This is a genomic window from Streptomyces sp. CCM_MD2014 (genome assembly GCF_000772045.1).
Classification (GTDB): domain Bacteria; phylum Actinomycetota; class Actinomycetes; order Streptomycetales; family Streptomycetaceae; genus Streptomyces; species Streptomyces salinarius.
In genome coordinates this window covers 7,521,675-7,544,037 of the sequence record NZ_CP009754.1, presented here as the reverse complement: position 1 = coordinate 7,544,037, position 22,363 = coordinate 7,521,675, and the positions used below count along the sequence as shown (strand labels likewise).

General features: G+C 72.5%; 21 protein-coding genes. 14 read left to right on the top strand and 7 right to left on the bottom strand.

Annotation, left to right across the window (positions count from 1 at the left end; all coding sequences use genetic code 11):
• Positions 1-33: 33 nt before the first annotated feature.
• Positions 34-624, top strand: a complete 591-nt coding sequence (locus NI25_RS33675) for a TetR/AcrR family transcriptional regulator (RefSeq protein ID WP_061446078.1) — start codon at positions 34-36, stop codon at positions 622-624.
• Here NI25_RS33675 and NI25_RS33670 read toward each other — a convergent pair.
• On the bottom strand, positions 587-1,441 hold the full coding sequence (locus tag NI25_RS33670) for a response regulator (protein WP_078884794.1): 855 nt from the start codon (positions 1,439-1,441) through the stop codon (positions 587-589). The genes NI25_RS33675 and NI25_RS33670 overlap by 38 nt on opposite strands.
• Positions 1,438-3,084 (bottom strand): sensor histidine kinase, encoded by a 1,647-nt coding sequence (locus tag NI25_RS33665; protein ID WP_061446077.1) that lies wholly within the window; start codon positions 3,082-3,084, stop codon positions 1,438-1,440. Before NI25_RS33665 ends, NI25_RS33670 begins: the two co-directional genes overlap by 4 nt.
• Positions 3,085-3,425: 341 nt before the next feature.
• On the opposite strand from NI25_RS33665, the gene NI25_RS33660 reads away from it, so the two are divergent.
• The 3 genes from NI25_RS33660 to NI25_RS33650 are packed head-to-tail and all read left to right on the top strand — an operon-like array spanning position 3,426 to position 6,455.
• Positions 3,426-4,412, top strand: a complete 987-nt coding sequence (locus NI25_RS33660) for a Bug family tripartite tricarboxylate transporter substrate binding protein (protein WP_061446076.1) — start codon at positions 3,426-3,428, stop codon at positions 4,410-4,412.
• Positions 4,409-4,954 (top strand): tripartite tricarboxylate transporter TctB family protein, encoded by a 546-nt coding sequence (locus tag NI25_RS33655; RefSeq protein ID WP_061446075.1) that lies wholly within the window; start codon positions 4,409-4,411, stop codon positions 4,952-4,954. The genes NI25_RS33660 and NI25_RS33655 overlap by 4 nt, the downstream gene beginning before the upstream one ends.
• Position 4,955: 1 nt before the next feature.
• Positions 4,956-6,455 (top strand): tripartite tricarboxylate transporter permease, encoded by a 1,500-nt coding sequence (locus NI25_RS33650; protein WP_061446074.1) that lies wholly within the window; start codon positions 4,956-4,958, stop codon positions 6,453-6,455.
• Positions 6,456-6,487: 32 nt separating this feature from the next.
• Here the strand turns inward: NI25_RS33650 and NI25_RS33645 are convergent, their stop codons facing one another.
• Positions 6,488-7,984, bottom strand: a complete 1,497-nt coding sequence (locus NI25_RS33645) for a GAF domain-containing protein (protein ID WP_061446073.1) — start codon at positions 7,982-7,984, stop codon at positions 6,488-6,490.
• Between the two features lie 169 nt (positions 7,985-8,153).
• On the opposite strand from NI25_RS33645, the gene NI25_RS33640 reads away from it, so the two are divergent.
• Genes NI25_RS33640 through NI25_RS33625 form a run of 4 tightly spaced genes read left to right on the top strand, consistent with a single transcriptional unit; the run spans position 8,154 to position 11,364 of the window.
• A complete protein-coding gene (locus NI25_RS33640; RefSeq protein ID WP_061446072.1) occupies positions 8,154-9,155 on the top strand; it encodes an amidohydrolase family protein in 1,002 nt (333 codons plus the stop codon).
• A 1-nt stretch (position 9,156) separates the two neighbouring features.
• Complete coding sequence (locus NI25_RS33635; protein WP_233520801.1) at positions 9,157-9,957, top strand: iron-sulfur cluster assembly protein; 801 nt, start codon at positions 9,157-9,159, stop codon at positions 9,955-9,957.
• On the top strand, positions 9,954-10,991 hold the full coding sequence (locus NI25_RS33630; RefSeq protein ID WP_061446071.1) for an NAD(P)-dependent alcohol dehydrogenase: 1,038 nt from the start codon (positions 9,954-9,956) through the stop codon (positions 10,989-10,991). The genes NI25_RS33635 and NI25_RS33630 overlap by 4 nt, the downstream gene beginning before the upstream one ends.
• 49 nt (positions 10,992-11,040) lie before the next feature.
• Positions 11,041-11,364, top strand: coding sequence for a putative quinol monooxygenase (locus NI25_RS33625; RefSeq protein WP_061446070.1), 324 nt, complete (start codon positions 11,041-11,043; stop codon positions 11,362-11,364).
• A gap of 28 nt (positions 11,365-11,392) precedes the next feature.
• On the opposite strand, the gene NI25_RS33620 is transcribed toward NI25_RS33625, so the two are convergent.
• Positions 11,393-11,815 carry a secondary thiamine-phosphate synthase enzyme YjbQ gene (locus tag NI25_RS33620; RefSeq protein WP_030398716.1) on the bottom strand — a complete coding sequence of 141 codons (423 nt, stop codon included), beginning with the start codon at positions 11,813-11,815 and terminating at the stop codon, positions 11,393-11,395.
• A gap of 55 nt (positions 11,816-11,870) precedes the next feature.
• Between NI25_RS33620 and NI25_RS33615 the strand changes: the two genes are divergently transcribed.
• On the top strand, positions 11,871-12,950 hold the full coding sequence (locus tag NI25_RS33615) for an NAD(P)-binding domain-containing protein (RefSeq protein ID WP_061446069.1): 1,080 nt from the start codon (positions 11,871-11,873) through the stop codon (positions 12,948-12,950).
• 12 nt (positions 12,951-12,962) lie between these two features.
• Here the strand turns inward: NI25_RS33615 and mltG are convergent, their stop codons facing one another.
• Together mltG and NI25_RS33605 are read right to left on the bottom strand one after the other, a co-directional pair.
• Positions 12,963-13,718: an endolytic transglycosylase MltG gene (mltG, locus tag NI25_RS33610; protein WP_061447205.1), complete on the bottom strand. Its 756-nt coding sequence runs from the start codon at positions 13,716-13,718 to the stop codon at positions 12,963-12,965.
• A 223-nt stretch (positions 13,719-13,941) separates the two neighbouring features.
• On the bottom strand, positions 13,942-15,744 hold the full coding sequence (locus NI25_RS33605; protein WP_061446068.1) for an ABC transporter ATP-binding protein: 1,803 nt from the start codon (positions 15,742-15,744) through the stop codon (positions 13,942-13,944).
• 150 nt (positions 15,745-15,894) lie between these two features.
• Here NI25_RS33605 and NI25_RS33600 point away from each other — a divergent pair, with 150 nt between their 5' ends.
• Entirely contained in the window at positions 15,895-16,359 is a 465-nt protein-coding gene (locus NI25_RS33600; protein ID WP_061446067.1) for a MarR family winged helix-turn-helix transcriptional regulator, read from the top strand.
• A gap of 23 nt (positions 16,360-16,382) precedes the next feature.
• Here the strand turns inward: NI25_RS33600 and NI25_RS33595 are convergent, their stop codons facing one another.
• Positions 16,383-17,141, bottom strand: a complete 759-nt coding sequence (locus tag NI25_RS33595) for a hypothetical protein (RefSeq protein ID WP_061446066.1) — start codon at positions 17,139-17,141, stop codon at positions 16,383-16,385.
• A 251-nt stretch (positions 17,142-17,392) separates the two neighbouring features.
• Between NI25_RS33595 and NI25_RS33590 the strand changes: the two genes are divergently transcribed.
• The 4 genes from NI25_RS33590 to NI25_RS33575 all read left to right on the top strand — a co-directional run bounded on the left by NI25_RS33590 (position 17,393) and on the right by NI25_RS33575 (position 22,353).
• Entirely contained in the window at positions 17,393-19,309 is a 1,917-nt protein-coding gene (locus NI25_RS33590) for an ABC transporter transmembrane domain-containing protein (protein WP_061446065.1), read from the top strand.
• Positions 19,306-21,087: an ABC transporter ATP-binding protein gene (locus NI25_RS33585; RefSeq protein WP_061446064.1), complete on the top strand. Its 1,782-nt coding sequence runs from the start codon at positions 19,306-19,308 to the stop codon at positions 21,085-21,087. Before NI25_RS33590 ends, NI25_RS33585 begins: the two co-directional genes overlap by 4 nt.
• 459 nt (positions 21,088-21,546) lie before the next feature.
• The gene (locus tag NI25_RS33580) at positions 21,547-22,017 is read left to right on the top strand and encodes a DUF5709 domain-containing protein (protein WP_061446063.1); all 471 of its coding nucleotides are present in this window, start codon (positions 21,547-21,549) and stop codon (positions 22,015-22,017) included.
• 63 nt (positions 22,018-22,080) lie between these two features.
• Complete coding sequence (locus tag NI25_RS33575; protein ID WP_061446062.1) at positions 22,081-22,353, top strand: type B 50S ribosomal protein L31; 273 nt, start codon at positions 22,081-22,083, stop codon at positions 22,351-22,353.
• Positions 22,354-22,363 lie beyond the last annotated feature (10 nt).

Genomic DNA, 22,363 nt, shown 5'->3' with positions numbered 1-22,363 from the left:
TCGGGATTCGGCCACAACCCGAAAGGGGGACGAGTGCCGCTGCCCAAGAAGGACACGCCGGACACTCCCTTGCGCTCGGACGCCCAGCGCAACCGCGAGCGCATCCTGGCCGTGGCCACCGAGGAGCTGACGCACTGCGCGAACGCGCCGCTGAGCGCCATCGCCAAGAAGGCGGGGGTCGGGCAGGGCACCTTCTACCGCAATTTCCCGAACCGCGAGGCGCTCGTCCTGGAGATCTACCGCTACGGGATGCAGCAGGTGGCCCAGGCCGCACCCGAGATGCTGGCCACCCGGGAACCCGACCTGGCCCTGCGCGAGTGGATGGACCGCCTCGCCGAGTTCGCCATGACCAAGGCGGGCCTGGCGGACGCCATCCGGCTGGTCACCAGCGCACCCGGGGCGCCGGAGAAGCCGCGCCCCACCCCGCTGGAGGAAGCGGCCGAGCTGCTGCTCCGTGCCAACCACGAGGCCGGTACGATCCGGCCCGGAGTGACCGGGGACGACTTCTTCCTCGTCCTCGGCGGTCTGTGGCTGATCGGTCCCGGCGAGGACTGGCAGCAGCGGACCACCCGGTTCCTGGACTTCGTCATGGACGCCCTGCGCGCGGGAGCGCCGGGCCGGTGACCGCGCCCCGGTAGCGGTAGCGGCGCTCGGGGCGGCCCGCCACGCCGTAGCGCAGTGAGACCTCCGCGCCGCCCACGGTGTGGAAGTACTCCAGGTACCTGCGGGCACTCACCCGGGAGATGCCGGTCAGCGCCGCGCACTCACTGGCCGACAGGGTGCCGTCCGCCTCCCGCAGGGTGCGCTCGACCAGTTCGGCGGTCTCCACGCTCATGCCCTTGGGCAGCGCGGGGGCCGTGGCCGTCTGCGCCGTGGCCCCGGCCAAGACGCGGTCGACGTCGGCCTGGCTGCGCACGACCGTGCCGAGCAGCCGGCCCCGCTGGACGGCGTAGCGCTCGAGCCGGACCCGCAGGTCCTCGAACTCGAACGGTTTGAGCAGGTAGTCGACGACGCCCTGCCGTACGGCGCCGCGTACCGCGTCCGCCTCGCGGGCCGCGCTGATGACCATGACGTCGCAGTCGTGGCCCGCGGCGCGCAGCCGCGGGATGACGTCGAGGCCGAAGACGTCCGGCAGGTACAGGTCGAGCAGGACCAGGTCGGGGCGCAGCTCGCCGACGGCGGTGAGCGCCTGTTCCCCCGTGCCGGCGACACCGAGGACCCGGAAGGGCTCGACCCGTTCGACGAACGCGCGGTGCACGCGGGCGACCATGAAGTCGTCGTCGACGACGAGGACGCCGATCGGGGCGGCGGCACGGGGTCCCTCCGGGTTCTCGGCGGTCGCGGCGGTCGGACCGGCCGGGTGGGTGGCGCCGGCGGTACCGGCCGCGGCGAACGTGCCGGCCGGGGCGGTCGCGTCGGACGTGCCGCTCGTAGCCGTCATGGTGCTGCTCCTTCCGCCACCGCGTCGGTGAGGTGGCTGACGGTCATGCGTGCGGTGAACATGGCCCCCTCGGGGGTGTTGGTCACCGAGATCTCACCGCCGTGACGTTCGCAGACCAGCCGGGTCAGCGCCAGGCCGATGCCGCGCTCGCCCTGCCGGGCGGCCTTGGTGGTGAAGCCGTGGGAGAAGACCTCCCGGGCCAGTTCGGGCGCGACCCCGGGCCCGGAGTCGCGGACCACGATCTCGACGCTGGCGGCGTCCTGCCGCAGCTCGACCTCGACCCACGCCTCGTGTGCGTCGCCCGGGGCCGCGGCGGCGTCCACGGCGTTGTCGACGAGGTTGCCGACCACGGTCGCCACGTCGGCGGCGTCCGCCGGCTCCAGCCGGTCCAGCGCCGTGCGGTCCGAGACCCGCAGGGCGACCCGGCGCTCGGCCGCGAGGGAGGACTTCGCGGTGATCAGCGCGGCCACGGCGGTGTCCCTGACCCGGCGGCTGAGGGTGACGTCCAGGGACTGGCGGCGCTGGTTGAGGCCGCGGATGTAGCGCACCACCTCCTCCTGCTCGCCGATCTGGATGAGCCCGGAGATGGTGTGCAGCTGGTTGGCGAACTCGTGGGCCTGGGCGCGCAGCAGCTCCGAGGTGCTGCGGAAGGAGCCGATCTCGCGCTCCAGGCGGGCCAGTTCGGTGCGGTCGCGCAGGGTGGTGACCGAGCCGAGCGGGCGGCCGTGCTTGGTGACGGTCATGCGGTTCATGACCAGGACCCGGCCGTTGCGGACGACGACCTCGTCGCGCGGCCCGGCGGCTTCGGGCGTGGCACCGGCGAGGACGTCGCGCAGCCGTCCGTCGATGCCGAGCCCGTCCAGGCTCTGGCCCACGCAGTCGGCGGGAAGGTCGAGCAGGCGCCGGCCCATCTCGTTGACCAGGGTGAGCCGGTGCTGCGGGTCGAGCGCGACGACGCCCTCGGCGATGCCGTAGAGCATGGCCTCCCGGTGTTCGGCGAGGCCCGCGATCTCGCGCGGCTCCAGACCGAGGGTCTGACGTTTGACGCGCCGGGCCAGCAGCCAGGAGCCTGCCACGCCGAGGCCGCTGGCGATGCCGAGGTAGGCGAGGAGGTACGAGGAGGCTCCGCTGAGGCGCTGCCACACGGTCGGGTCGGCCTCGCCGACCATCACCGTGCCGAGGTGCCGGCCGAGGGTCCCCCTGGTCGCGCCGAGCACCGGGACCTGGGCGACGAGCTCCCGGCTGCCCTGCACGGTCAGCGGCCCCGACCAGCCACTCCCGGCACCGGCGCCCTCATCGCGCGGCAGCCGGGCACCGATCAGTGTCGGGTCGGTGGAACTGACGACGCGGCCGTCGGCGTCGGCCACGGTGACGGAGGTGACCCCGGACTGCGTCTGTGTGGAGTTGACCAGCGGGGCGAGGGCCTCCTGCGGCACGGGACGCAGGAGCTGACTGCGGACGAGCGGCGTGGCGGCCAGTTGTTCGGCGAGGGCGGTGACCCGGCGGCCCTCGACGCGGTTGAAGGTGGCCCTGGACTGGGCGAGCGAGACGGCGGCGACCGCGAGCAGGACGACCACGACGATGGCGAGCTGGAGGACCAGCATCTCGCCCGCGAGGGTCTGACGTCGGAAGGTGGGGGCCACGGCGGACTCGTTCTCGGCTCACGGAGGGGGCTGGGGCGGGGTCGGGGATGCGGTGACCGGCGGGGCGGCCGGACGGTGTGCCGGGTCGCCATCATGGCGCCCACCTGCGGCGAGGGAAAGGGCCGCGCCTCCGATGTGCCTGCTTCGCAATGAACCGGCGATCCGACAGCGATGTGACGCCGCGAACCGGTCACGGGGTTGTGGCGACCGCAATGAACACAACCTCCCTTGGTTCCGCAAGGAAGACATGAGGCAGGCCCGCGGGCACCATGTGGCCCACGTCACCCTCCCCCACAGGGCTCCCCCGTACCGCTCTACCCAACCGACAGGTGGTGTCATACGTGCGCCTGCGCACCCCCCTTGCCCTGCTCGGGGCCGCCGTGCTCGTGCTGGCCGGACCGCCGTTGCTCTCCTCCGGCGACGACTCGGACTCCGGCACCCAGATCCCGGGCCTGCGCTTCATGGTTCCCAACACGCCCGGCGGCGGCTACGACATCACCGCCCGCACGGCCGCGAAGAACGCCGAGGACGCCGGGCTCACGCACAACATCGAGGTGTTCAACCTGCCCGGCGCGGGCGGCACCGTGGGCCTGAGCCGACTGGTGAGCGAGCACGGCAACGGCAAGCTCGCCATGTCCATGGGCCTCGGCGTCGTGGGCGCCGTCCGCTCCAACCACGCCCCCAAGACCCTCGCCGACGCCACGCCGATCGCGCGGCTCACCGAGGAGCAGGACGTCGTCGTGGTCGCCAAGGACTCGCCGTACAAGACGATCGACGAACTGATCGACGCCTGGAAGAAGGACCCGGGCAAGATCCCCGTCGGCGGCGGTTCTTCACCGGGCGGGCCCGACCACCTCGCGCCGATGCTCATGGCGCAGGCCGCCGGGATCAAGCCGAAGTCGGTCAACTACATCCCCTTCGACGGCGGCGGCGAGCTGCTCGCCTCGATCCTCGGCAACAAGGTCGGCTTCGGGGTCTCCGGCGTCGGCGAGTACCTGGACCAGATCAAGGCCGGGGAGCTTCGGGTGCTCGCGGTGACCGGTCCCGAGCGGGTGGACGACCTGAAGGACGCGCCCACGCTCAAGGAGTCCGGCTACGACGTGAACTTCACCAACTGGCGGGGCATCGTCGCCCCGCCGGGCCTGTCCGAGGCACAGCGCAACAAGCTCACCCGCCTGTTCGAGGAACTGCACGACTCGCCCGAGTGGAAGAAGTCCATGGACCACAACGGCTGGGACGACGCCTTCCTGACCGGCGAGAAGTTCGGCGACTTCCTGGACGCCCAGGACGAGCGCGTGGTGTCGGTACTGAAGGAGCTGGGACTGTGACGACGCGGACCGAACTCCCCGAGGACCGGGAGAAGACGGCCGCCGGCCGGCGCTCGTGGCTGCGCGAGCACTCCGAACTCGGCGTGTGCGCCCTGCTGCTGGCGCTCGGTGTGCTCGTCCTGACCGACGCGCTCACCATGGACGTCGACATCACCCAGCGCGGACCGGTGGGCCCCAAGACCGTGCCGGTCGTGGTCGGCGTCGGCCTGCTGGTGATCGCGGCGCTGCTCGCCGTCGACGTGCTGCGCGGCGGCCGGGGCGAGGCCGAGGGCGGCGAGGACATCGACCTGTCCGAACCGGCGGACTGGCGCACGGTGCTGCTGCTGTCCGGCATCTTCCTGGGCGCCGCGGCCCTGATCGAGCCGGCCGGCTTCCCGGTGGCGGGTGCGCTGCTCTTCTGGGGCGCCGCCTTCGCCCTCGGCAGCCGCCGCGTGGACCGCGATCCGCTGATCGCCGCGGTGCTGTCCCTGATCACCTACGTCGTCTTCGACAAGCTGCTCGGAGTGCCGCTGCCCGGCGGTCCGCTGATGGGAGTGCTCTGACATGAACGCCCTCAACTCCCTGATGGACGGGTTCGGTACGGCCCTCACCCCGCTCAACCTGCTGTGGGCCGCCCTCGGCGTGCTGCTCGGCACGGCCATCGGCGTCCTGCCCGGCATCGGCCCGGCGATGGCAGTGGCCCTGCTGCTGCCGGTGACGTACGGGCTGGACCCGGTCGCCGCGTTCATCATGTTCGCCGGCATCTACTACGGCGCGATGTTCGGCGGTTCGACCACCTCCATCCTGCTCAACACCCCCGGTGAGAGTGCCGCCGTGGTCGCGGCGATGGAGGGCAATCCCATGGCCAAGGCGGGGCGGGGCGCGCAGGCCCTGGCCGCCGCGGCCATCGGTCACTTCGCGGGCGGCATGATCGGCACCATCCTGCTGGTGGCGCTGGCCCCGACGGTCGCCGACCTGGCCGTGGACATCGGCGCGCCGGACTACTTCGCCATCATGGTGCTGGCGTTCATCGCCGTCACGTCGGTGCTGGGCTCCTCGCGGATCAGGGGCCTGGCCTCGCTGCTGATCGGTCTGACCATCGGCCTGGTGGGCCTCGACCAGATGACGGGGCAGCAGCGGCTGACCTTCGGTTCGCTGCAACTGGCCGACGGTGTGGACGTGGTGATCGTGGCGGTCGGCCTGTTCGCGATCGGCGAGGCGCTGTGGGTGGCCGCGCACCTGCGGCGCGGCGGGGCCGAGCCGATTCCGGTGGGCCGTCCGTGGCTCGGCCGCGGCGACGTGAAGCGGACCTGGAAGTCCTGGCTGCGCGGCCCGTTCATCGGCTTCCCGTTCGGCGCGATCCCCGCGGGCGGCGCGGAAATACCGACGTTTTTGTCGTACGTCACGGAGAAGCGGCTGTCGAAGCACAAGGACGAGTGGGGCAAGGGCGCCATCGAGGGGGTGGCGGGGCCCGAGTCGGCGGCGTCGGCCTCGGCGGCGGGCACGCTGGTGTCCATGCTGACGCTGGGCCTGCCGACCACCGCGGTCGCCGCGGTCATGCTGGCCGCCTTCCAGCAGTACGGCATCCAGCCGGGCCCGCTGCTCTTCGAACGCGAGCCCGAGCTGGTGTGGGGTCTGATCGCCTCGCTCTTCGTCGGCATGGTGCTGCTGCTCGCCCTGAACCTGCCGCTGGCGCCGGTGTGGGCGAAGCTGCTGCGCATCCCGCGGCCGTACCTGTACGCGGGGATCATGTTCTTCGCGGCGGTCGGCGCCTACGCGGTCGGCGGTGAGGTGATCGACCTGGTGATCCTGCTGGTCATCGGTCTGATCGGGTTCGGCATGCGACGCTACGGGCTGCCCGTCCTGCCCGCCGTGATCGGCGTCATCCTCGGCCCGAACGCCGAGCAGCAGCTGCGCCGCGCCCTGCAGATCAGCGACGGCAGCGTGTCGGGCCTGGTCAACACGCCGTTCTCGGTGACGGTCTACGCGGTGATCGTGCTGCTGCTGGCCTGGCCGCTGGTGAAGCGGCTGTTCAGCCGCGGGCGGGCGCGGGCGAACGCCTGATCCCGAGCCGGTCCGGCGGCGCGTCCGCGTGCTCAGGAGCGGTGTGAGCGGCCCGGTACGTCGATCCCGTACCGGGCCGTCTTGCGGTAGAGCGTGGCGCGGCTCATGCCGAGCCGCTGCGCGGCCTGCGCCATGGTCGTGCCGGGCTCGGTGAGGCAGCGCACGATCTCGTCGCGCTCCAGTTCCTGCAGGCGGCTCAGCCGGCAGCGGGCGCCGGTGAACACCTCCGCCGGCAGGTGCCGTGCGTCGACCACGTCCGCCCGGGACGCCGCCGCCCGCACCACCGTCCTCAGCTGACGCACGTTCTCGGGCCATTCGTACGCGGTCAGGGCCCGTACGGCCCCCGGTGTGAACGTCACCCCGTGGCCCCGGTGGCGGCGCGCGAAGCGGTGGGCGAGCGGCATCACGTCGTCCGGGCGGGCGCGCAGCGGCGGCACCTCGATGACGGTGTCGACGAGCGGGGCCAGCTCGGGCGGGATCGCGGACCAGTCCGACGCGGTCAGCGCGAAGGGCTGCAGGCGGGAGCCCGTGCCGTCGCCCGTGCGGCGGGCCGCGGCGAACAGCGCGGCCAGCTCGGCGGCGGCCCACCCGGGCAGGGCGTCCACGCGGGAGACGATGACGCAGGTGTCGTCCTTGGCCAGTTCGGGCGTCCACAGCGTCAGCCACGCCCGCATGTCCTCGGGCGCCGGTGGGCGTGCCGCCAGTACCCGCTCGCGCGGCGCGGTCGCTCTGCGCGCCGCCGAGATCAGCGCCGTCCGGCCCGCTCCGGGTTCGCCGACGACCGCGATCACCCGTCCCTCGGCGAGCGCCGAGCGGGCCGCGGCCACGCGCTGGCTCCACGCCGCGGACAGGGGGCCTTCTGCGTCGTCGTCCTGGCCGGGGCCGTCGGTGTACACCCGGAACACCTCGCCGCGCGGCAGCGGGCGGACGCGGCGGCCGGAGCCGCGGGCCAGCATCAGGGCCGTGGTGCTCCCCGCGGTGGCCTGCGCCAGGGCGAGCAGGAGCTGGGAGGAGGAGTCCGACCAGGTGGTGAGGTTCACGGTGCCGGCGACGTCGCCGCTGACCGGGTCGAGGACCGGGGCCGCGGCACAGGTGTAGCCGCGCAGTCCGGCGCAGAAATGCTCCTCGGCCCGCACGAGCGACGGGGTCCGGTCGGCGAGGGCGAGGCCGAGTCCGTTGGTGCCGGCGTTGGACTCGGCGAAGTAGAAGCCGGGGGCGAGGTGCACCCGGTCCAGGGAGCGGTCGATGGACGCGTCCTCGCTGAGCCGGCACAGCACCAGGCCCTCGTGGTCGGTGATCATGAGACTCACCGGTTCGTTCGCCAGGGTGCTGCGCAGTCCCCGCAGCACCTCGTGACCGCATTCGTACAGCAGGGAGCCGGTGTCGACGGAACCGGTGAAGACCGGTCGCATCTCCTCCGGCGTCAGGCCGTACGTCTCGCTGCGCCGCCACGACGCCCGCAGGCGGGTGGGGAGTCCGACGGCCGCGCCGCCTTGCCCGAGGGTGACGTCCGGGTGCGCGTTGTCCACTTCGACCTCCGCGGGACGCGTCGTTGCGCCGACCCCGCCCACGCTACTGGCCGACGGTCCGGATCTCGCCGGTCCGGGTGTCTCAAAGTGAGACACCCGACGGCTGCCGCCGCCGTCGCCCCGCTTCCTACGGTGCTCCACAAGCTGCCCGCGAGACGGAAGGGACGCCATGTACCGCAAGGACGGCGAGAGCTACTTCATCGTGGACGCGCACGTCGCTCTCTGGGACGCGCGACCCGGGAACCAGCGCAACATCCACGGGAAGCAGTTCATCGACTGCTTCTACGACTACCACCGCAACCTCAGCCCCGAGTCGGAGCTGTGGCCGTACGAGGACTACCTCTACTACGGCGGCGAGCGGCTGATGAAGGACCTGTTCGTCGACGGCCACGTCGACCACGCGATCTTCCAGCCGGCCCGGCTGGGCGCCTTCTACCGGACCGGTTTCGGGCAGACCGAGGAGGCCTTCGCGCTCACCCGCAAGCACCCGGGCAAGCTCACCTACAACCACTACTTCGACCCGCGCTTCGAGGAGGCGGGCCTCAGGCGGCTCCGCGAGGACGCCGCCCGCTTCGGCCTGAAGGGCGTCAAGCTCTACACGGCCGAGTGGAAGGGCGACTCGCGCGGCTACAAGCTCGACGACCCGTGGACCTACCGCTATCTGGAGGCCTGCCGGGAGCTGGGCATCCGGAACATCCACATCCACAAGGGCCCCACGATCCGGCCCCTGGACCGGGACGCCTTCGACGTGGCCGACGTCGACAAGGCGGCCACCGACTTCACCGACCTGAACTTCGTGGTCGAGCACTGCGGCCTGCCCCGGCTGGAGGACTTCTGCTGGATCGCCACCCAGGAACCCAACGTGCACGCGGGGCTCGCGGTCGCGATCCCGTTCATGCACACCCGGCCCCGCTACTTCGCGCAGATCATCGGCGAGTTGCTGTACTGGCTGGGCGAGGACCGCGTCCAGTTCTCCAGCGACTACGCGCTGTGGACGCCGAAGTGGCTGGTCGAGCGGTTCGTGGACTTCCGGATCCCCGAGGACATGACGGACGAGTACCCACAGCTCACCGTCGCGCAGAAGAAGAAGATCCTCGGCCTGAACGCGGCCGCCATGTACGGGATCGAGGTACCCGCCGAGGGCCGGCTGTCCGAAGCGGCGGTGGCCTGACATGCGGGCCGCGCACCTTCCGGCGGCGGCACGCGCCGCGCTCGGCACCGTGTACGACCCCGAGCTGGACGAACCGATCACCGACCTCGGCTTCGTCCGCTCCCTCACCGCCGACGACGGCCGGATCACCGTGCACCTGCGGCTTCCGACGTCGTTCTGCTCGCCCAACTTCGCCTACCTCATGGCCTCGGACGCCAAGGACGCGCTGAGCGCGCTGCCCGGCGCCCGTGAGGTGACCGTCCTGCTCGACGACCACCACGACTCCGACCTGATCAACCGGGGTCTGGCCGCCGACGCCGGGTACCGCGGCACCTTCGGCCACGAGGCCGAGCGGGACCTGGAGCAACTGCGGGACGTCTTCCGGCGCAAGGCCCACACGGCCGCCATGGAAAGGGCGCTCACCGCCCTGCTGCGCGCCCGGCCCGGCCTGGCCGGGGAACGGCTCGGCGAGGTGGTGCTGGGCGACCTGCCGGACACGGCCGCAACCCGGGCGCTGCTGCGCCGCCGCGCCGCCCTCGGGCTCGGCACCGCGCCCACCGACCCGGCCCTCGTGGACGACGAGGGCCGGCCCTTCCCGCCCGGGGAGATCCCGCTGCGCCTGCGGTTCGCCCGCTCCGTGCGGATCTCCATCGACGGCAACGCCCACTTCTGCCGGGGGCTGCTGCGCACCCGCTATCCCGACTCCGCCGCCGACCAGGCGCCTCGATCCTGCGACGACGGGAACCCGGTGGACGCCGCCCCCGCCGGCCACGGCAGGGCACCCGCCGGGAACCGAGCGACCACCAAGGAGACCCTCGCATGAAGGCAGTCCAGGTCGTCGGGTACGGCGACCACCCGCTCGACAACATCCGCATGGCGGAGGTACCCGCCCCCGAGGTGTCCGGCCCGCACGACGTGATCGTGCGGATCGGCGGCGCGGGGGTGTGCCGGACCGACCTGCACATCCTGGAAGGGCAGTGGGCCGAGAAGTCCGGCGTCGTGCTGCCGTACACCATCGGTCACGAGAACGCCGGCTGGGTGCACGCCGTGGGCAGCGCCGTCACGGGCGTCGCCGAGGGCGACAAGGTCATCGTCCATCCGCTGATGACCTGCGGGCTGTGCCGGGCCTGCCGGGCGGGCGACGACGTCCACTGCGAGCAGTCGCGGTTCCCCGGAATCGACACGGCCGGCGGCTACGCCGAGTACCTCAGGACGTCCGCCCGCAGCGTCGTCCGCCTCGACGACTCCCTCGAACCGGCCGACGTCGCGGCCCTCGCGGACGCGGGGCTGACCGCCTACCACGCGGCGGCCAAGGCGGCGCGGCGGCTCAGGCCCGGCGACCGGTGCGTGATCGTCGGCGCGGGCGGCCTCGGCCACATCGGCGTCCAGGTGCTGAAGGCGCTCACCGCGGCCGAACTCGTCGTCGTCGACCGCAACCCGGAGGCGGTGAAACTGGCCGGGTCCATCGGTGCCGATCACGGTGTCGTCGCCGACGGCGACCAGGTCGAGCGCGTACTGGAGCTGACCGGCGGCCACGGTGCCGAGGTCGTCGTCGACTTCGTCGGCGAGGGCGGCGCCACGCGTGACGGCGTCCAGATGCTGCGCCGGGCCGGCGATTACCACGTCGTCGGGTACGGCGAGAACATCGACATCCCCACGATCGACGTCATTTCGTCCGAGATCAACTTCATCGGTAACCTCGTTGGCAGCTACACCGACCTGTGCGAGCTGATGGTGCTCGCCGCCCAGGGCCGGGTAAGGCTGCACACGGCGACGTATCCGCTCGACCGCTTCCAGGACGCCCTGGCCGATCTGGACGCGGGCCGGGTCCGCGGACGCGCCGTCCTCGTGCCGTGACCGGAACGTCCGGTCACGGTCGCGCCCTCACAGAAAGCGAACCGAATCCATGATCTTCATCACCGCGAAGTTCCAGGTCCTCCCCGAACACGCGGACCAGTGGCCGGAGATCGCCGGCGAGTTCACCCGGGCCACCCGGGCGGAACCCGGCTGCCTCTGGTTCGACTGGTCGCGCAGCGTCGACGACCCGACGGAGTACGTCCTGGTCGAGGCGTTCCGCGACGACGAGGCGGGCGCCGCCCACGTCCAGTCCGCCCACTTCCGCGCCGCACAGGAGAAGCTGCCGCGCCACCTCGCCCGCACGCCGCGCATCGTGAACACGACGGTCGACCAGGAGGGCTGGTCGGAGCTGGGCGAGATGGCGGTGAAGTAGGACGCCGGAGCCCCGCGGACGGCCGACGTCAGCCGAGGAAGCTCAGCCGGACCCGGCGGTCGGGGTTGTCCCGGTTGGTGTCCACGAGGCACACCGACTGCCAGGTCCCGAGCTCCAGGCGGCCGCCGATCACCGGCAGCGTCGCGTGCGGCGGTACGAAGGCGGGCAGGACGTGGTCGCGGCCGTGTCCGGGGCTGCCGTGGCGGTGCTGCCAGCGGTCGTCGGCCGGGAGCAGGGTGTGCAGGGCGGAGAGCAGGTCGTCGTCGCTGCCGGCACCGGTCTCGATGATCGCGATGCCGGCGGTGGCGTGCGGGACGAAGACGTTGAGGAGGCCGTCGCGGCCGGCCGCCGCCTCGCGCAGGAAGGACTCGCAGTCACCGGTGATGTCGGCGACCCGCTCCGCCGAGCCGGTGGCGAGGTTGAGGACTCGGGTGGTGAAGGCATCTGGCATGGACCCATCCTGACACCGGGGGAAGATCAGGGCCTCCGGCGCCGTTGGTAGAAGCGTGAACAACTTGCGCGAGGTCGAGGTCGTCGTCATCGGTGCCGGTCAGGCCGGACTCGCCGCCGCCTACCATCTGCGGCGCACGGGGTTCGAGCCGGAGCGCGACTTCGTGGTGCTCGACCACTCCCCCGGGCCGGGCGGCGCCTGGCAGTTCCGCTGGCCGTCGCTGACGTACGGCAAGGTGCACGGCATGCACGCCCTGCCGGGCATGGAGCTGACCGGCGCGGATCCGGCGCGGCCGTCCGCCGAGGTGGTGAGCGGATACTTCGCGCAGTACGAGCGGACCTTCGGCCTGCGGGTGCTGCGGCCGGTCGACGTGCGCGCCGTGCGCGAGGGGACGGACGGGCGGCTGCTCGTCGAGAGCTCGGCCGGGACCTGGTCGACGCGCGCGCTGATCAACGCGACCGGCACCTGGGACCGCCCCTTCTGGCCGCGCTACCCGGGTCAGGAGACCTTCCGGGGACGGCAACTGCACACCGCGCGGTACGCCGGGCCCGAGGAGTTCGCCGGGCAGCGCGTGATCGTGGTGGGCGGCGGTGCCTCGGGGACGCAGCACCTGCTGGAGATCGCGCCGTACGCCGCGGCCACCACGTGGGTGACCAGGAGACCCCCGGTCTTCCGCGAGGGGCCCTTCGACGAGGAGGCGGGCCGGGCGGCGGTGGCACTCGTGGAGGAGCGGGTGCGGCAGGGGCTGCCGCCGAGGAGTGTCGTGTCGGTGACGGGGCTGCCGCTGAACGACGCGATCCGGGCCGGGCTGGAGTCGGGCGTGCTGGACCGGCAGCCCATGTTCGACCGGGTCACGCCCGAGGGGGTGGAGTGGGGCGACGGGCGGCGGGCGGCCGCGGACGTCATCCTGTGGGCGACCGGGTTCCGCCCCGCCATCGACCATCTGAGGCCGCTGCGGCTGCGGGAGGCGGGCGGCGGCATCCGGGTGGAGGGGACGCGTGCGGTCGCCGACCCGCGGATCCATCTCGTCGGCTACGGTCCGTCCGCCAGCACCATCGGCGCCAACCGGGCGGGGCGTGCGGCCGTGCGGGACATCAGGCGGCTGCTGGCCGAGGGGGAGCCGGTGGCCGCGTGACGCCCCGACCGGTCACTTGGCGGCCTCGGCCTGCTTCGAGGCGCTCTGCTGCAGGCGGTTGAACTCGTCCACATTGCGCTGGTGTTCGGCGTAGTCGGCGGTGAAGCGGGTGTCGCCCGGCTTGACCGTGACGAAGTACAGCCAGTCACCCGGGGTCGGGTTGATCGCCGCGCTCATCGCCTCGTCGCCCGGATTGGCGATGGGGGTGGGCGGCAGTCCCATGCGCTGGTACGAGTTGTAAGGACTGTCGATCTTCGTGTCCTCGGCCGTGGTCCTCAGGGTGGAACGGCCCAGGGCGTAGTTGATGGTGGAGTCCATCTGCAGCGGCATGCCGCGTTCCAGCCGGTTGAAGACGACCCGGGCCACCTTGCCCATGTCCTCCTCGGTGGCGGCCTCCGCCTGCACGATGCTGGCGATGGTGACCGCCTGATAGACGTTCAGCGCGTTGCGCTGGGCGCCCGCGGCGACCGGCGCGCCGGTGAACCTCTTGTTGGCCTTCTCGACCATGGCCGTCAGCAGCTTCTCCGGGGTGGGGTTCTCACCGAGCGGATAGGTCGCGGGGAAGAGGTAGCCCTCGGGGTTGCCCTCGGCGTCGTCCGGCAGCTTGAGGTTGGCCTTGGCCAGGGACTTCTTGGTGGTACCCGCGGGCAATGCGAGGACCTTGTCGACGGCCCCGTAGACCTGGGTCGCGCGCCAGCCCTCCGGGATCACGAGGGACGTGGGCCTGGACTCGCCCTCGTCGTCCGTCGTCAGCAGCGGCACGGCCACCGCGGTACCGGCCACGACGGCGCCGACCGCGATCAGTGCGACACGGCCCCGGCGCGTCAGCCGGATCGCTCTCCTCGGGCTCCTGGGACCTCTGACACCTCTGGGGTTCCGGAGGCTCCTCCTGGGGCCTCTGGCGCTCCCCGCGCTTCTCGCGCTCCGTGGTGGAGTGTTCATCTGCATGCGGGCACGGTAACCCCCATATGCAGATAAACCCGGCATATCTTCATCTTGTCGGCTCCAGTCGGGCGTCCCGGCGGACCAGCGCGGCATACCTCCCGTCCTGCGCGAGCAGCTCCTCGTGCGTGCCCTGTTCGGCCAGGCGTCCGGAGTCGAGGACCACGATCCGGTCGGCGTCCCGGACGGTGGACAGACGGTGGGCGATGGTGATCGTGGTGCGGTTGGCGGACAGGGCGTCGATGGCCCCCTGCACGGCGGCCTCGGTACGGGTGTCCAGGGCACTGGTCGCCTCGTCCAGGACGAGGACGGGCGGGTCGCGCAGGATGGTGCGGGCGATGGCCAGGCGCTGCTTCTCGCCGCCGGAGAACCGGTGGCCGCGCTCGCCGACCACGGTGTCGTAGCCGTCGGGCAGGGCGGCGATGTGGTCGTGGATCTGGGCCGCCCTCGCCGCCGCCTCCAGCTCCGCATCCGTGGCGTCCGGTTTGGCGAAGCGCAGGTTCTCGGCGACGGAGGCGTGGAAGAGGTACGTCTCCTGCGAGACGACGCCGACCGCGCGGGCGAGGGTGTCGAAGTCGAGGTCGCGCACGTCGATCCCGTCGAGGGTGACCCGGCCGCCCGTCACGTCGTAGAGCCGCGGCACGAGGTGGCCGAGCGTGGACTTGCCTGCGCCGGTGGGACCGACGACGGCGAGGCTGCTGCCGGCGGGGACGGTGATGTCGATGCCGTCGAGCACCGGGCCGCCCTTGCCGTCGTATCCGAACCGGACGTTCTCGAAGCGGACCTCGCCCTTGACGTGGTCGAGGTGGACGGGATCCTGCCGCTCGGTGATGTCGATCGGCAGGTCGAGGTACTCGAAGATGCGCTGGAACAGCGCGAGCGAGGTCTGGATCTGGACGCCCGTCGACAGCAGGCTCACGGTCGGGCGGAACAGCCCCTGCTGGAGCGAGACGAAGGCGACGATCGTGCCGAGGGAGACGTCGGGGCCGCCGAGTTGCAGGGCGATGCCCGCGGTCCAGTAGATGACGGCCGGCATGGCGGCCATGACGATCGTGATGACGGCCATCCGCCAGCGGCCCGCCATGTTCGACCTGACTTCCAGGTCGACCAGGCTCTCGGACTCGTCCGCGAAGGCGCGGGTGAGCGAGTCGGAGCGGCCCATGGTGCGGCCGAGCAGGATGCCGCTGACGGAGAGCGACTCGGTGACCGTGGCGGCCATCGCGGCCATCTGTTTCTGGCGCCGGGTGGTGATCTTCCTGCGTTCCCTGCCGACGCGGCGGCTGATCCACACGAACACCGGGAGGAGGAGCAGTGAGACGACGGTCAGGCGCCAGTCGAGGACGACCATGGCGACGATCGTGGCGACCACGCTGGTGAGGTTGGAGACCAGGGAGGTGGCCGTGGAGGTGACGGTGGCCTGCATGCCGCCGATGTCGTTGGCGATGCGGGACTGGACCTCGCCGGTGCGGGTGCGGGTGAAGAAGGCGAGGGACATCTGCTGCAGCCGGCCGTAGACGGCGGTGCGCAGATCGTGCATGACGCGCTGGCCCACGGTGGTGGAGATCAGGGTCTGCAGCACGCCGAAGACGCTGGTGAGGACGGCGCCGAAGATCATGCCGAGGGCGAGCAGGCTCAGCAGGCCCGTGCGGCCCTCGGGGATCGCGACGTCCAGGATCTCCTTGAGCAGGAAGGGCGTGGCGACCGACACCAGGGACGCCGCGCCGACCAGCAGGCCGACGACCGCGAGGCGGCCGCGGTAGGGGCGGAACAGCTTGAGGATGCGGCGCACCTGCCGGGGCTGTTCCTTGGCGTCGGCGGGTGCGGTCCAGGCGGATTCGCGGTCGGGGTGCATGGGCTCCTACGAGAGGCGGCGACGGGAGGTCCGCGAAACCGTCCGGACGGCAGTCCCTCGGGTACTGCCACGGGCGGGGCGCGGACCTTACGGATCACAGGTCATTGTTACCTATACTCACAATGAACGTCATCCTGATATTGTTCCCGTATGACCGCCCCCGATCCCGACGGCCTGCTCGCCGAGCAGTTGCTGCGGCTCACCCGCCGGGTGCACCGCATCCAGAAGCGCCATCTCGAGCACCGCGGCCTCGGCATCACTCCGGCCCAGTCCCGGCTGCTGCGCACGCTGGCGCACTACGGCTCGCCCCCGCGCATGGCCGACCTCGCCGAGCGCCTTGAGGTCGTGCCACGGGCGGTGACGACCCTGGTCGACGGGCTGGAGACGGCCGGAAAGGTGCGCCGCGTCCCGGACCCCGCCAACCGCCGCGTCATCCGGATCGAGCTGACCGAGGACGGGCGTGCGGCCCTCAGGGAACTGCGCACCGCACGCCGGTCCGCCGCCGAGGAGATCCTCGCCCCGCTGACCGACGAACAGCGCGCGGTGCTGGGCGTGCTGCTGGACACGCTGATCGACGGCCCCGACGGCGACCGGGGGCACCGGCACACGGCCTGACCCGGGTGCCGTGACGTCCGCGCTCAGGCCTTCAGGTTCGCCCTGTCCCCCATGACCACCACGGGGTGCAGGTCCGGGTCGAGCGTGCGCAGCAGGTACTCCATCGCCGACTTGGGCAGACTGACGCAGGCCGACGTACCGCTGCCGTGGTCCATGTGGAGCCAGATCGAACCGCCCTTCTCCGAACCCTCGGGACGGGTCGGGTCGTTCGGCGGTGTCCCCTTGACGCGGTTGTAGTCGATGGCGATGACGTAGTCGAAGTCGTGCCAGTACGACTTCGCCCACCAGCGCGGCGCGGCGAAGCTCGCGGACCGGCTGTACGGCAGGCCTGTGCCGGGGGCCGGATCCGGGTCCGGAAGCACGCCGCCCGCGTCGCTGAGCGTGAACACGCCGACGGGACTGCGCTTGTCGTTCTCGTGGTGGTCGGTCGTCCATCCCTTGGTGCCGTTGTGCGCCGCCCAACTGCGGGCACGGTGCCAGGCGGAGCCGTGCTTCGTGTAGAGCACGGCCGTGGCGTCGGCGGAGTTTCTGCCGTCTCCGTACACCGCGACGACCTGGCGCGAGTCGGCGGGGATGCGCCGCTGGAGCCGGTCGCCGACGCCGGGGATCGTGGCGGGGCCGGCCGTCGCACCGCTCCGGCCGGCTCCGCCGGGGGGCGCGCTCGCCCCGGTGTCCGCTCCGTGCCCCGACGGGCCGCCGCACGCCGACAGCGCCGTCATCGTCACCAGGGAGCCCAGGGCCGCCATCGCGACCGCCGCACGCCGTCCGCCACCACTCGCCATCCGTCCATCCTCGCACTCGCTTCGGGCCTGCCGTCAGGACTGCGGCGGGTGGGCGCGGGTGGGATGTCCCGGGCGGGCATGGGGGCGCCGCGGACGCGGGCGGACGATGTGCCGCGGGCCGCAGCCGGATGCGTGCCCCACTGCGGAAAACCGCTTGATTTTGGGCACGCGGCGACGCGAACCTGTCACGGTTTGCAGCCTCTCGATGCCGCCTGGCAACGGCACCTCCTGACACGAGCCACTGGGACGTCATGCAGATCCAAGACCTTCCGTATCCCGACCCGGGTGTGCCGGACGCACGCTCGGGCCCCCGATTCCTGTGGTGGCTGTTCCGCAACCAGCTCGGTGGCCAGCTCAAGTCACTGGCCTGGGGCCTGCTGCACTTCGCCTCCGTCTCCGCTTTGCCGTTCTGCGTCGGTCTCGCCATCCAGGCGGTCGTCGACCGCTCCGGCACCGGGCTCGCCGTCGCAGGCGGTCTCATGGTGCTGTGCTGCGCCGGCAACGCGATCGGCGACACCTTCCTGCACCGCGCCGCCGTCACCAACTGGATCACCGCCGCGGCCCGCGTCCAGCAACTCCTGGCCCGCAAGACGGCCCTGCTGGGCTCGGCGCTGACCCGCCGCGTCGCGGCCGGTGAGGTCGTGGCCGTGTCCACCGGCGACGTCGAGAAGATCGGCTGGTTCGTGGAGGCCGTCTCGCGCTTCACCGCGGCCGCGCTCACCGTCGTGCTGGTCTGTGCGGCCCTGGTCGTCTACCAGCCGGCGCTCGGCGTCGTCGTGGTCGTGGGCCTGCCGGTGCTGGCCCTCGCGGTCCTGCCCCTGCTGCCCCGCGCCACCCGGCGGGCCGACGTCCAGCGGGACAAGGCCGGCCGGGCCACCGAACTCGCCTCGGACACCGTCGCCGGACTGCGCGTGCTGCGCGGCATCGGCGGCGAGGAACTCTTCCTCGAGCGCTACCGCGGCGCCTCCCAGGAGGTGCGCCACGCGGCCGTACGCAGCGCCCGCATGTGGGCCCTGATCTCCGCGATCCAGGTGCTGCTGCCCGGCCTGCTGCTGATCGCGGTGGTCTGGCGCGGCGTCCACCTGGCCCGCGAGGGCCGCATCGAGGTCGGTGAACTCGTCGCCGTCTACAGCTCCGTCATGATCCTCACCTACCCCCTGCGGCACTTCGAGGAGATCGCCATGGCGTACTCCTTCTCCCGGCCCTCGGCCAAGCGGGCCGCGCGGGTGCTGGCCCTGGAACGCGCCACGGACACCACGGGTTCACGTGCCGCCGAGACCCCCGGCGGGGACCTGTACGACCCGGCCACCGGTCTCCTGGCTCCCGCGGGCCGGTTCACCGCCGTGGTGTGCGGTGACCCGGACGCCGCCGGACGGCTGGCGGAACGGCTCGGCGGACACCCCCCGGAGGAGGGCACGTCGGCTCTGCTGGGCGGGGTGCCACTGGACGAGCTGCCCCTGAAGTCCGCGCGCACCGCCGTGCTGGTCCAGGACAAGGATCCGGTGCTGCTCTCCGGCACGCTCCGGGAACTGCTCGACGTGCCCGCGTCGGGTGCCGTGGGTGCCGAGGACGCGCTGGCCGCCGCGCAGTGCGGTGATGTGCTGACGGCGCTCGCGCAGGGCTCGCTCGGCGCCGACGACCCGATGGACGCCCGCATCACCGAACGGGGCCGGTCGCTGTCGGGCGGCCAGCGCCAGCGGCTGGCGCTGGCCCGGTCCCTGATCACGGACCCGGAGGTGCTGGTCCTGGACGAACCGACCTCGGCCGTGGACTCGCACACCGAGGCACGGATCGCGCAGGGTGTGCGCACGCTGCGCGCGGGGCGGACCACGGTGGTGTTCACCTCGTCCCCGCTGCTGCTGGACCGCGCGGACCGGATCGTGTTCCTCCACGACGGCGAGGTCGCGGCGGTCGGCACCCACCGGGAACTGCTGCGCACCGAGCCCAGGTACCGGGCGGTGGTGACCCGAGAAACCGACGAGGAGACCGCAACGCTCCGCGACGGCGTGCCGGCCGCGGGAAGGCCGGCGAAGTCCCGCACCGACGACGACCGCGGTGTCGACCGTGGCGAGGGCTTCGGTGACGACCGTGCCGACGCCCTGAGCGACGGCGCCCTGAGCGACGACGACGTACTGCACCGACTGGAAGAGATCGAGGAAACGGCATGATCGGCGTCGCGCCCCCCTCCTACGACCCGGCGGCTCCCACGACGGCGAGCACCCTGCCCGTCGGCGCCCGCCCGACCGTGCGTGCCTACGTGGGAGAACTGCTGCGTCGGCACCGTCGCGCGTTCCTCTTCCTCGTCACCGTCAACACCGTCGCCGTCATCGCCTCCATGGCGGGCCCCTACCTGCTGGGCGGGCTCGTGGAGCGGGTCTCGGACGACACCCGCGAGTTGCGTCTCGGCCTGACGGCCGCACTCTTCGTGCTCGCCCTCCTCGTGCAGGCCGTGTTCGTCCGCGAGGTACGGCTGCGCGGGGCCGTGCTCGGCGAGCGGATGCTGGCCGATCTGCGCGAGGACTTCCTCGTCCGGTCGGTCGGACTGCCGCCCGGGGTGCTCGAGCGGGCCGGCACGGGCGACCTGCTGTCCCGGATCACCACGGACATCGACCGGCTCGCCAACGCCATGCGCGAGGCCGTGCCCCAGCTCGCCATCGGTGCCGTGTGGGTGGTGCTGCTGCTGGGCGGCCTGGTGGTCACGGCACCGCCCCTGGCGCCCGCCGTGCTGATCGCGGTACCGCTCCTGGTGATCGGCTGCCGCTGGTACTTCCGCAGGGCGCCCGCGGCCTACCGTTCGGAAGCCGCCGGGTACGCCGCGGTGGCCGCCGCGCTCGCCGAGACGGTGGACGCCGGGCGCACGGTCGAGTCCCACCGGCTCGACACCCGCCGCATCGAACTGTCGGAGCGCCGGATCAGGGAGTGGACGGCCTGGGAGCGCTACACCCTCTGGCTGCGGTCGGTGCTGTTCCCGGTCATCAACATCACCCATGTGACCGTGCTCGCTTCCGTCCTGCTCATCGGCGGTGTGTTCGTCCTCCAGGGCTGGATCGGGGTCGGTCAGCTGACCACGGCGGCGCTGATCGCGCAGATGCTCGTCGACCCGGTCGGCATCATCCTGCGCTGGTACGACGAGCTGCAGGTGGCGCAGGTGTCGCTGGCCCGGCTGGTGGGAGTGCGGGACATCGAGCCGGACGCCGGTGACGGCACGTTGTCCCCCGACGGACGGCACGTGCACGCCGACCGGGTGCACTTCGGCTACCTCGAGGGGGTGGACGTCCTGCGCAAGGTGTCGCTGGAGGTCGCCCCCGGCACCAGGCTCGCCCTGGTCGGCCCCTCGGGGGCCGGCAAGTCCACTCTGGGCAGGCTGCTCGCCGGCATCTACGGTCCCCGCGAGGGCCGGATCACCCTGGGCGGCGCGGAACTGTCCCGGATGTCCGCGGAACGGGTACGTTCGCACGTCGCCCTGGTCAACCAGGAGCATCACGTGTTCGTGGGCTCGCTGCGCGACAATCTCCGGCTCGCCAGGACCGGCGCCACCGACGCCGAGCTGTGGGCGGCGCTGGGCGCGGTCGACGCGGACGACTGGGCCCGGGGGCTGGACGAGGGCCTGGACACCGAGGTCGGGTCGGGCGGCTTCGCGCTCACCCCGGCGCAGGCCCAGCAGATCGCGCTGGCCCGCCTGGTGCTGGCCGACCCGCACACACTGGTGCTGGACGAGGCGACGTCGCTGCTCGATCCGCGGGCCGCGCGCCATCTCGAACGGTCCCTGTCCCGGGTCCTGGAAGGCCGCACAGTGATCGCGATCGCCCATCGCCTGCACACGGCCCACGACGCCGACGTCATCGCCGTGGTCGAGAACGGCCGGATCAGTGAGCTGGGCAGTCACGACGAACTCGTCGCGGCGGACGGCGCCTACGCGGCGCTGTGGCGGTCCTGGCACGGATAGCGGTGCAGCGCCTCCCTTCGCCGGCGGAACGGTTCCGGGCCGGACGACCGGGGCCGGGCCTGCGGGCGACGGCCGGGGCCGGTCGCGTGCGGGTCGCCTCGGGGCCACCACCCGGTCGGTGCCGGCCCCGGCGAGACGCGGTGCCGCCGGACGGGGCGGGCGGTGGCCCGGTGCAGGACCGGGCCGTGGGCAGGGGGCCGGCGGGCCGCCGGTGCCGGGTCCGTCCGCCCGGGCCGGCCCGGCCGGTGCACCCGGAGGGGCAGGCCCTGGGGGTCCCCCGGCGGAGTCCGTGCCGTTGCGCGGTCCCGAACGGGAGTGGAAGGCTGGGAACAGGCACCGGCTCGAGGCAGGCCCCGGAACCGCGCGGTTCCGCGAGGGGTGACGCCTGTGCCCCGTGCAGCGGCAGCCCGCCGCGGTGCACGGTGAGAAGGGGCCGGTCCCCACCCCCTGGAGGTACCCGTGAACAGCGTCGACGGATGGGGAGATGACGTCTACCAGCCCGACGGATCCGATCAGAGGGAGGACACCGGCCTGCTCGACGGCGAGGACACCCTCGAGGAGGACGGTGTCGACGATCCGCTCGACCGTGGCTGGTCCCCGCCCGAGCGTCCCTGGGCGGTGGAGCACACCGGAGTGACGGCCGCCGAACGCCGCCGCGGCGAAACGCTGGACCAGCGGCTCGCCGAGGAGCGGCCGGACGAGCTCGCCCCCGACGGTGACGGGCTGGGCGACTCCGACGGCACCGACGGTGAGCTGCTGGACAACGAGGTCGGCGCGGACCGTTCCGGCCGGCTCGTGGCCCCCGACGAGGGGGCGCACGAGGACGAGGAGCCGGCGCTGGTCGCCATGGACGTGGGCATCGACGGCGCGGCCGCCTCCGCCGAAGAGGCCGCGATGCACGTGGTCGACGAGGACTCCCTGCCGGGCTGACGCCACCGGCGACGGCGGACCCGTGCCGTCATACCGATGATCCCTGCCGTACGAGGAGCAGCCATGCAGCAGGACAAGCACCCCGACTACCGGCCCGTCGTCTTCCGTGACCGCAGTGCCGGGTACGCCTTCCTGACCCGGTCCACCGCGACCAGCGACCGGACGATCGAGTGGGACGACGGCGAGACCTACCCGGTGGTGGACGTGGAGATCTCCTCGGAGAGCCACCCCTTCTACACGGGCAAGGCACGAACGGTGGACTCGGAGGGGCGCGTCGCACGCTTCGAGCGGCGTTACGGCGCGGGCGAGGGGCAGGACGCCGGGGGAACCGGCTGAGCCGGCCCGG

Excerpts from the sequence above, each read along its gene's own strand:
- NI25_RS33625 (WP_061446070.1), top strand. The coding sequence starts at position 11,041 with ATGATCTTCATCACCGCGAAGTTCCAGGTCCTCCCCGAACACGCGGAC.
- NI25_RS33575 (WP_061446062.1), top strand. The coding sequence starts at position 22,081 with ATGCAGCAGGACAAGCACCCCGACTACCGGCCCGTCGTCTTCCGTGAC.
- NI25_RS33650 (WP_061446074.1), top strand. The coding sequence starts at position 4,956 with ATGAACGCCCTCAACTCCCTGATGGACGGGTTCGGTACGGCCCTCACC.
- NI25_RS33635 (WP_233520801.1), top strand. The coding sequence starts at position 9,157 with ATGCGGGCCGCGCACCTTCCGGCGGCGGCACGCGCCGCGCTCGGCACC.
- NI25_RS33640 (WP_061446072.1), top strand. The coding sequence starts at position 8,154 with ATGTACCGCAAGGACGGCGAGAGCTACTTCATCGTGGACGCGCACGTC.
- NI25_RS33605 (WP_061446068.1), bottom strand. The coding sequence starts at position 15,744 with ATGCACCCCGACCGCGAATCCGCCTGGACCGCACCCGCCGACGCCAAG.
- NI25_RS33585 (WP_061446064.1), top strand. The coding sequence starts at position 19,306 with ATGATCGGCGTCGCGCCCCCCTCCTACGACCCGGCGGCTCCCACGACG.
- NI25_RS33630 (WP_061446071.1), top strand. The coding sequence starts at position 9,954 with ATGAAGGCAGTCCAGGTCGTCGGGTACGGCGACCACCCGCTCGACAAC.
- NI25_RS33595 (WP_061446066.1), bottom strand. The coding sequence starts at position 17,141 with ATGGCGAGTGGTGGCGGACGGCGTGCGGCGGTCGCGATGGCGGCCCTG.
- NI25_RS33670 (WP_078884794.1), bottom strand. The coding sequence starts at position 1,441 with ATGACGGCTACGAGCGGCACGTCCGACGCGACCGCCCCGGCCGGCACG.
- NI25_RS33620 (WP_030398716.1), bottom strand. The coding sequence starts at position 11,815 with ATGCCAGATGCCTTCACCACCCGAGTCCTCAACCTCGCCACCGGCTCG.
- NI25_RS33600 (WP_061446067.1), top strand. The coding sequence starts at position 15,895 with ATGACCGCCCCCGATCCCGACGGCCTGCTCGCCGAGCAGTTGCTGCGG.
- NI25_RS33590 (WP_061446065.1), top strand. The coding sequence starts at position 17,393 with ATGCAGATCCAAGACCTTCCGTATCCCGACCCGGGTGTGCCGGACGCA.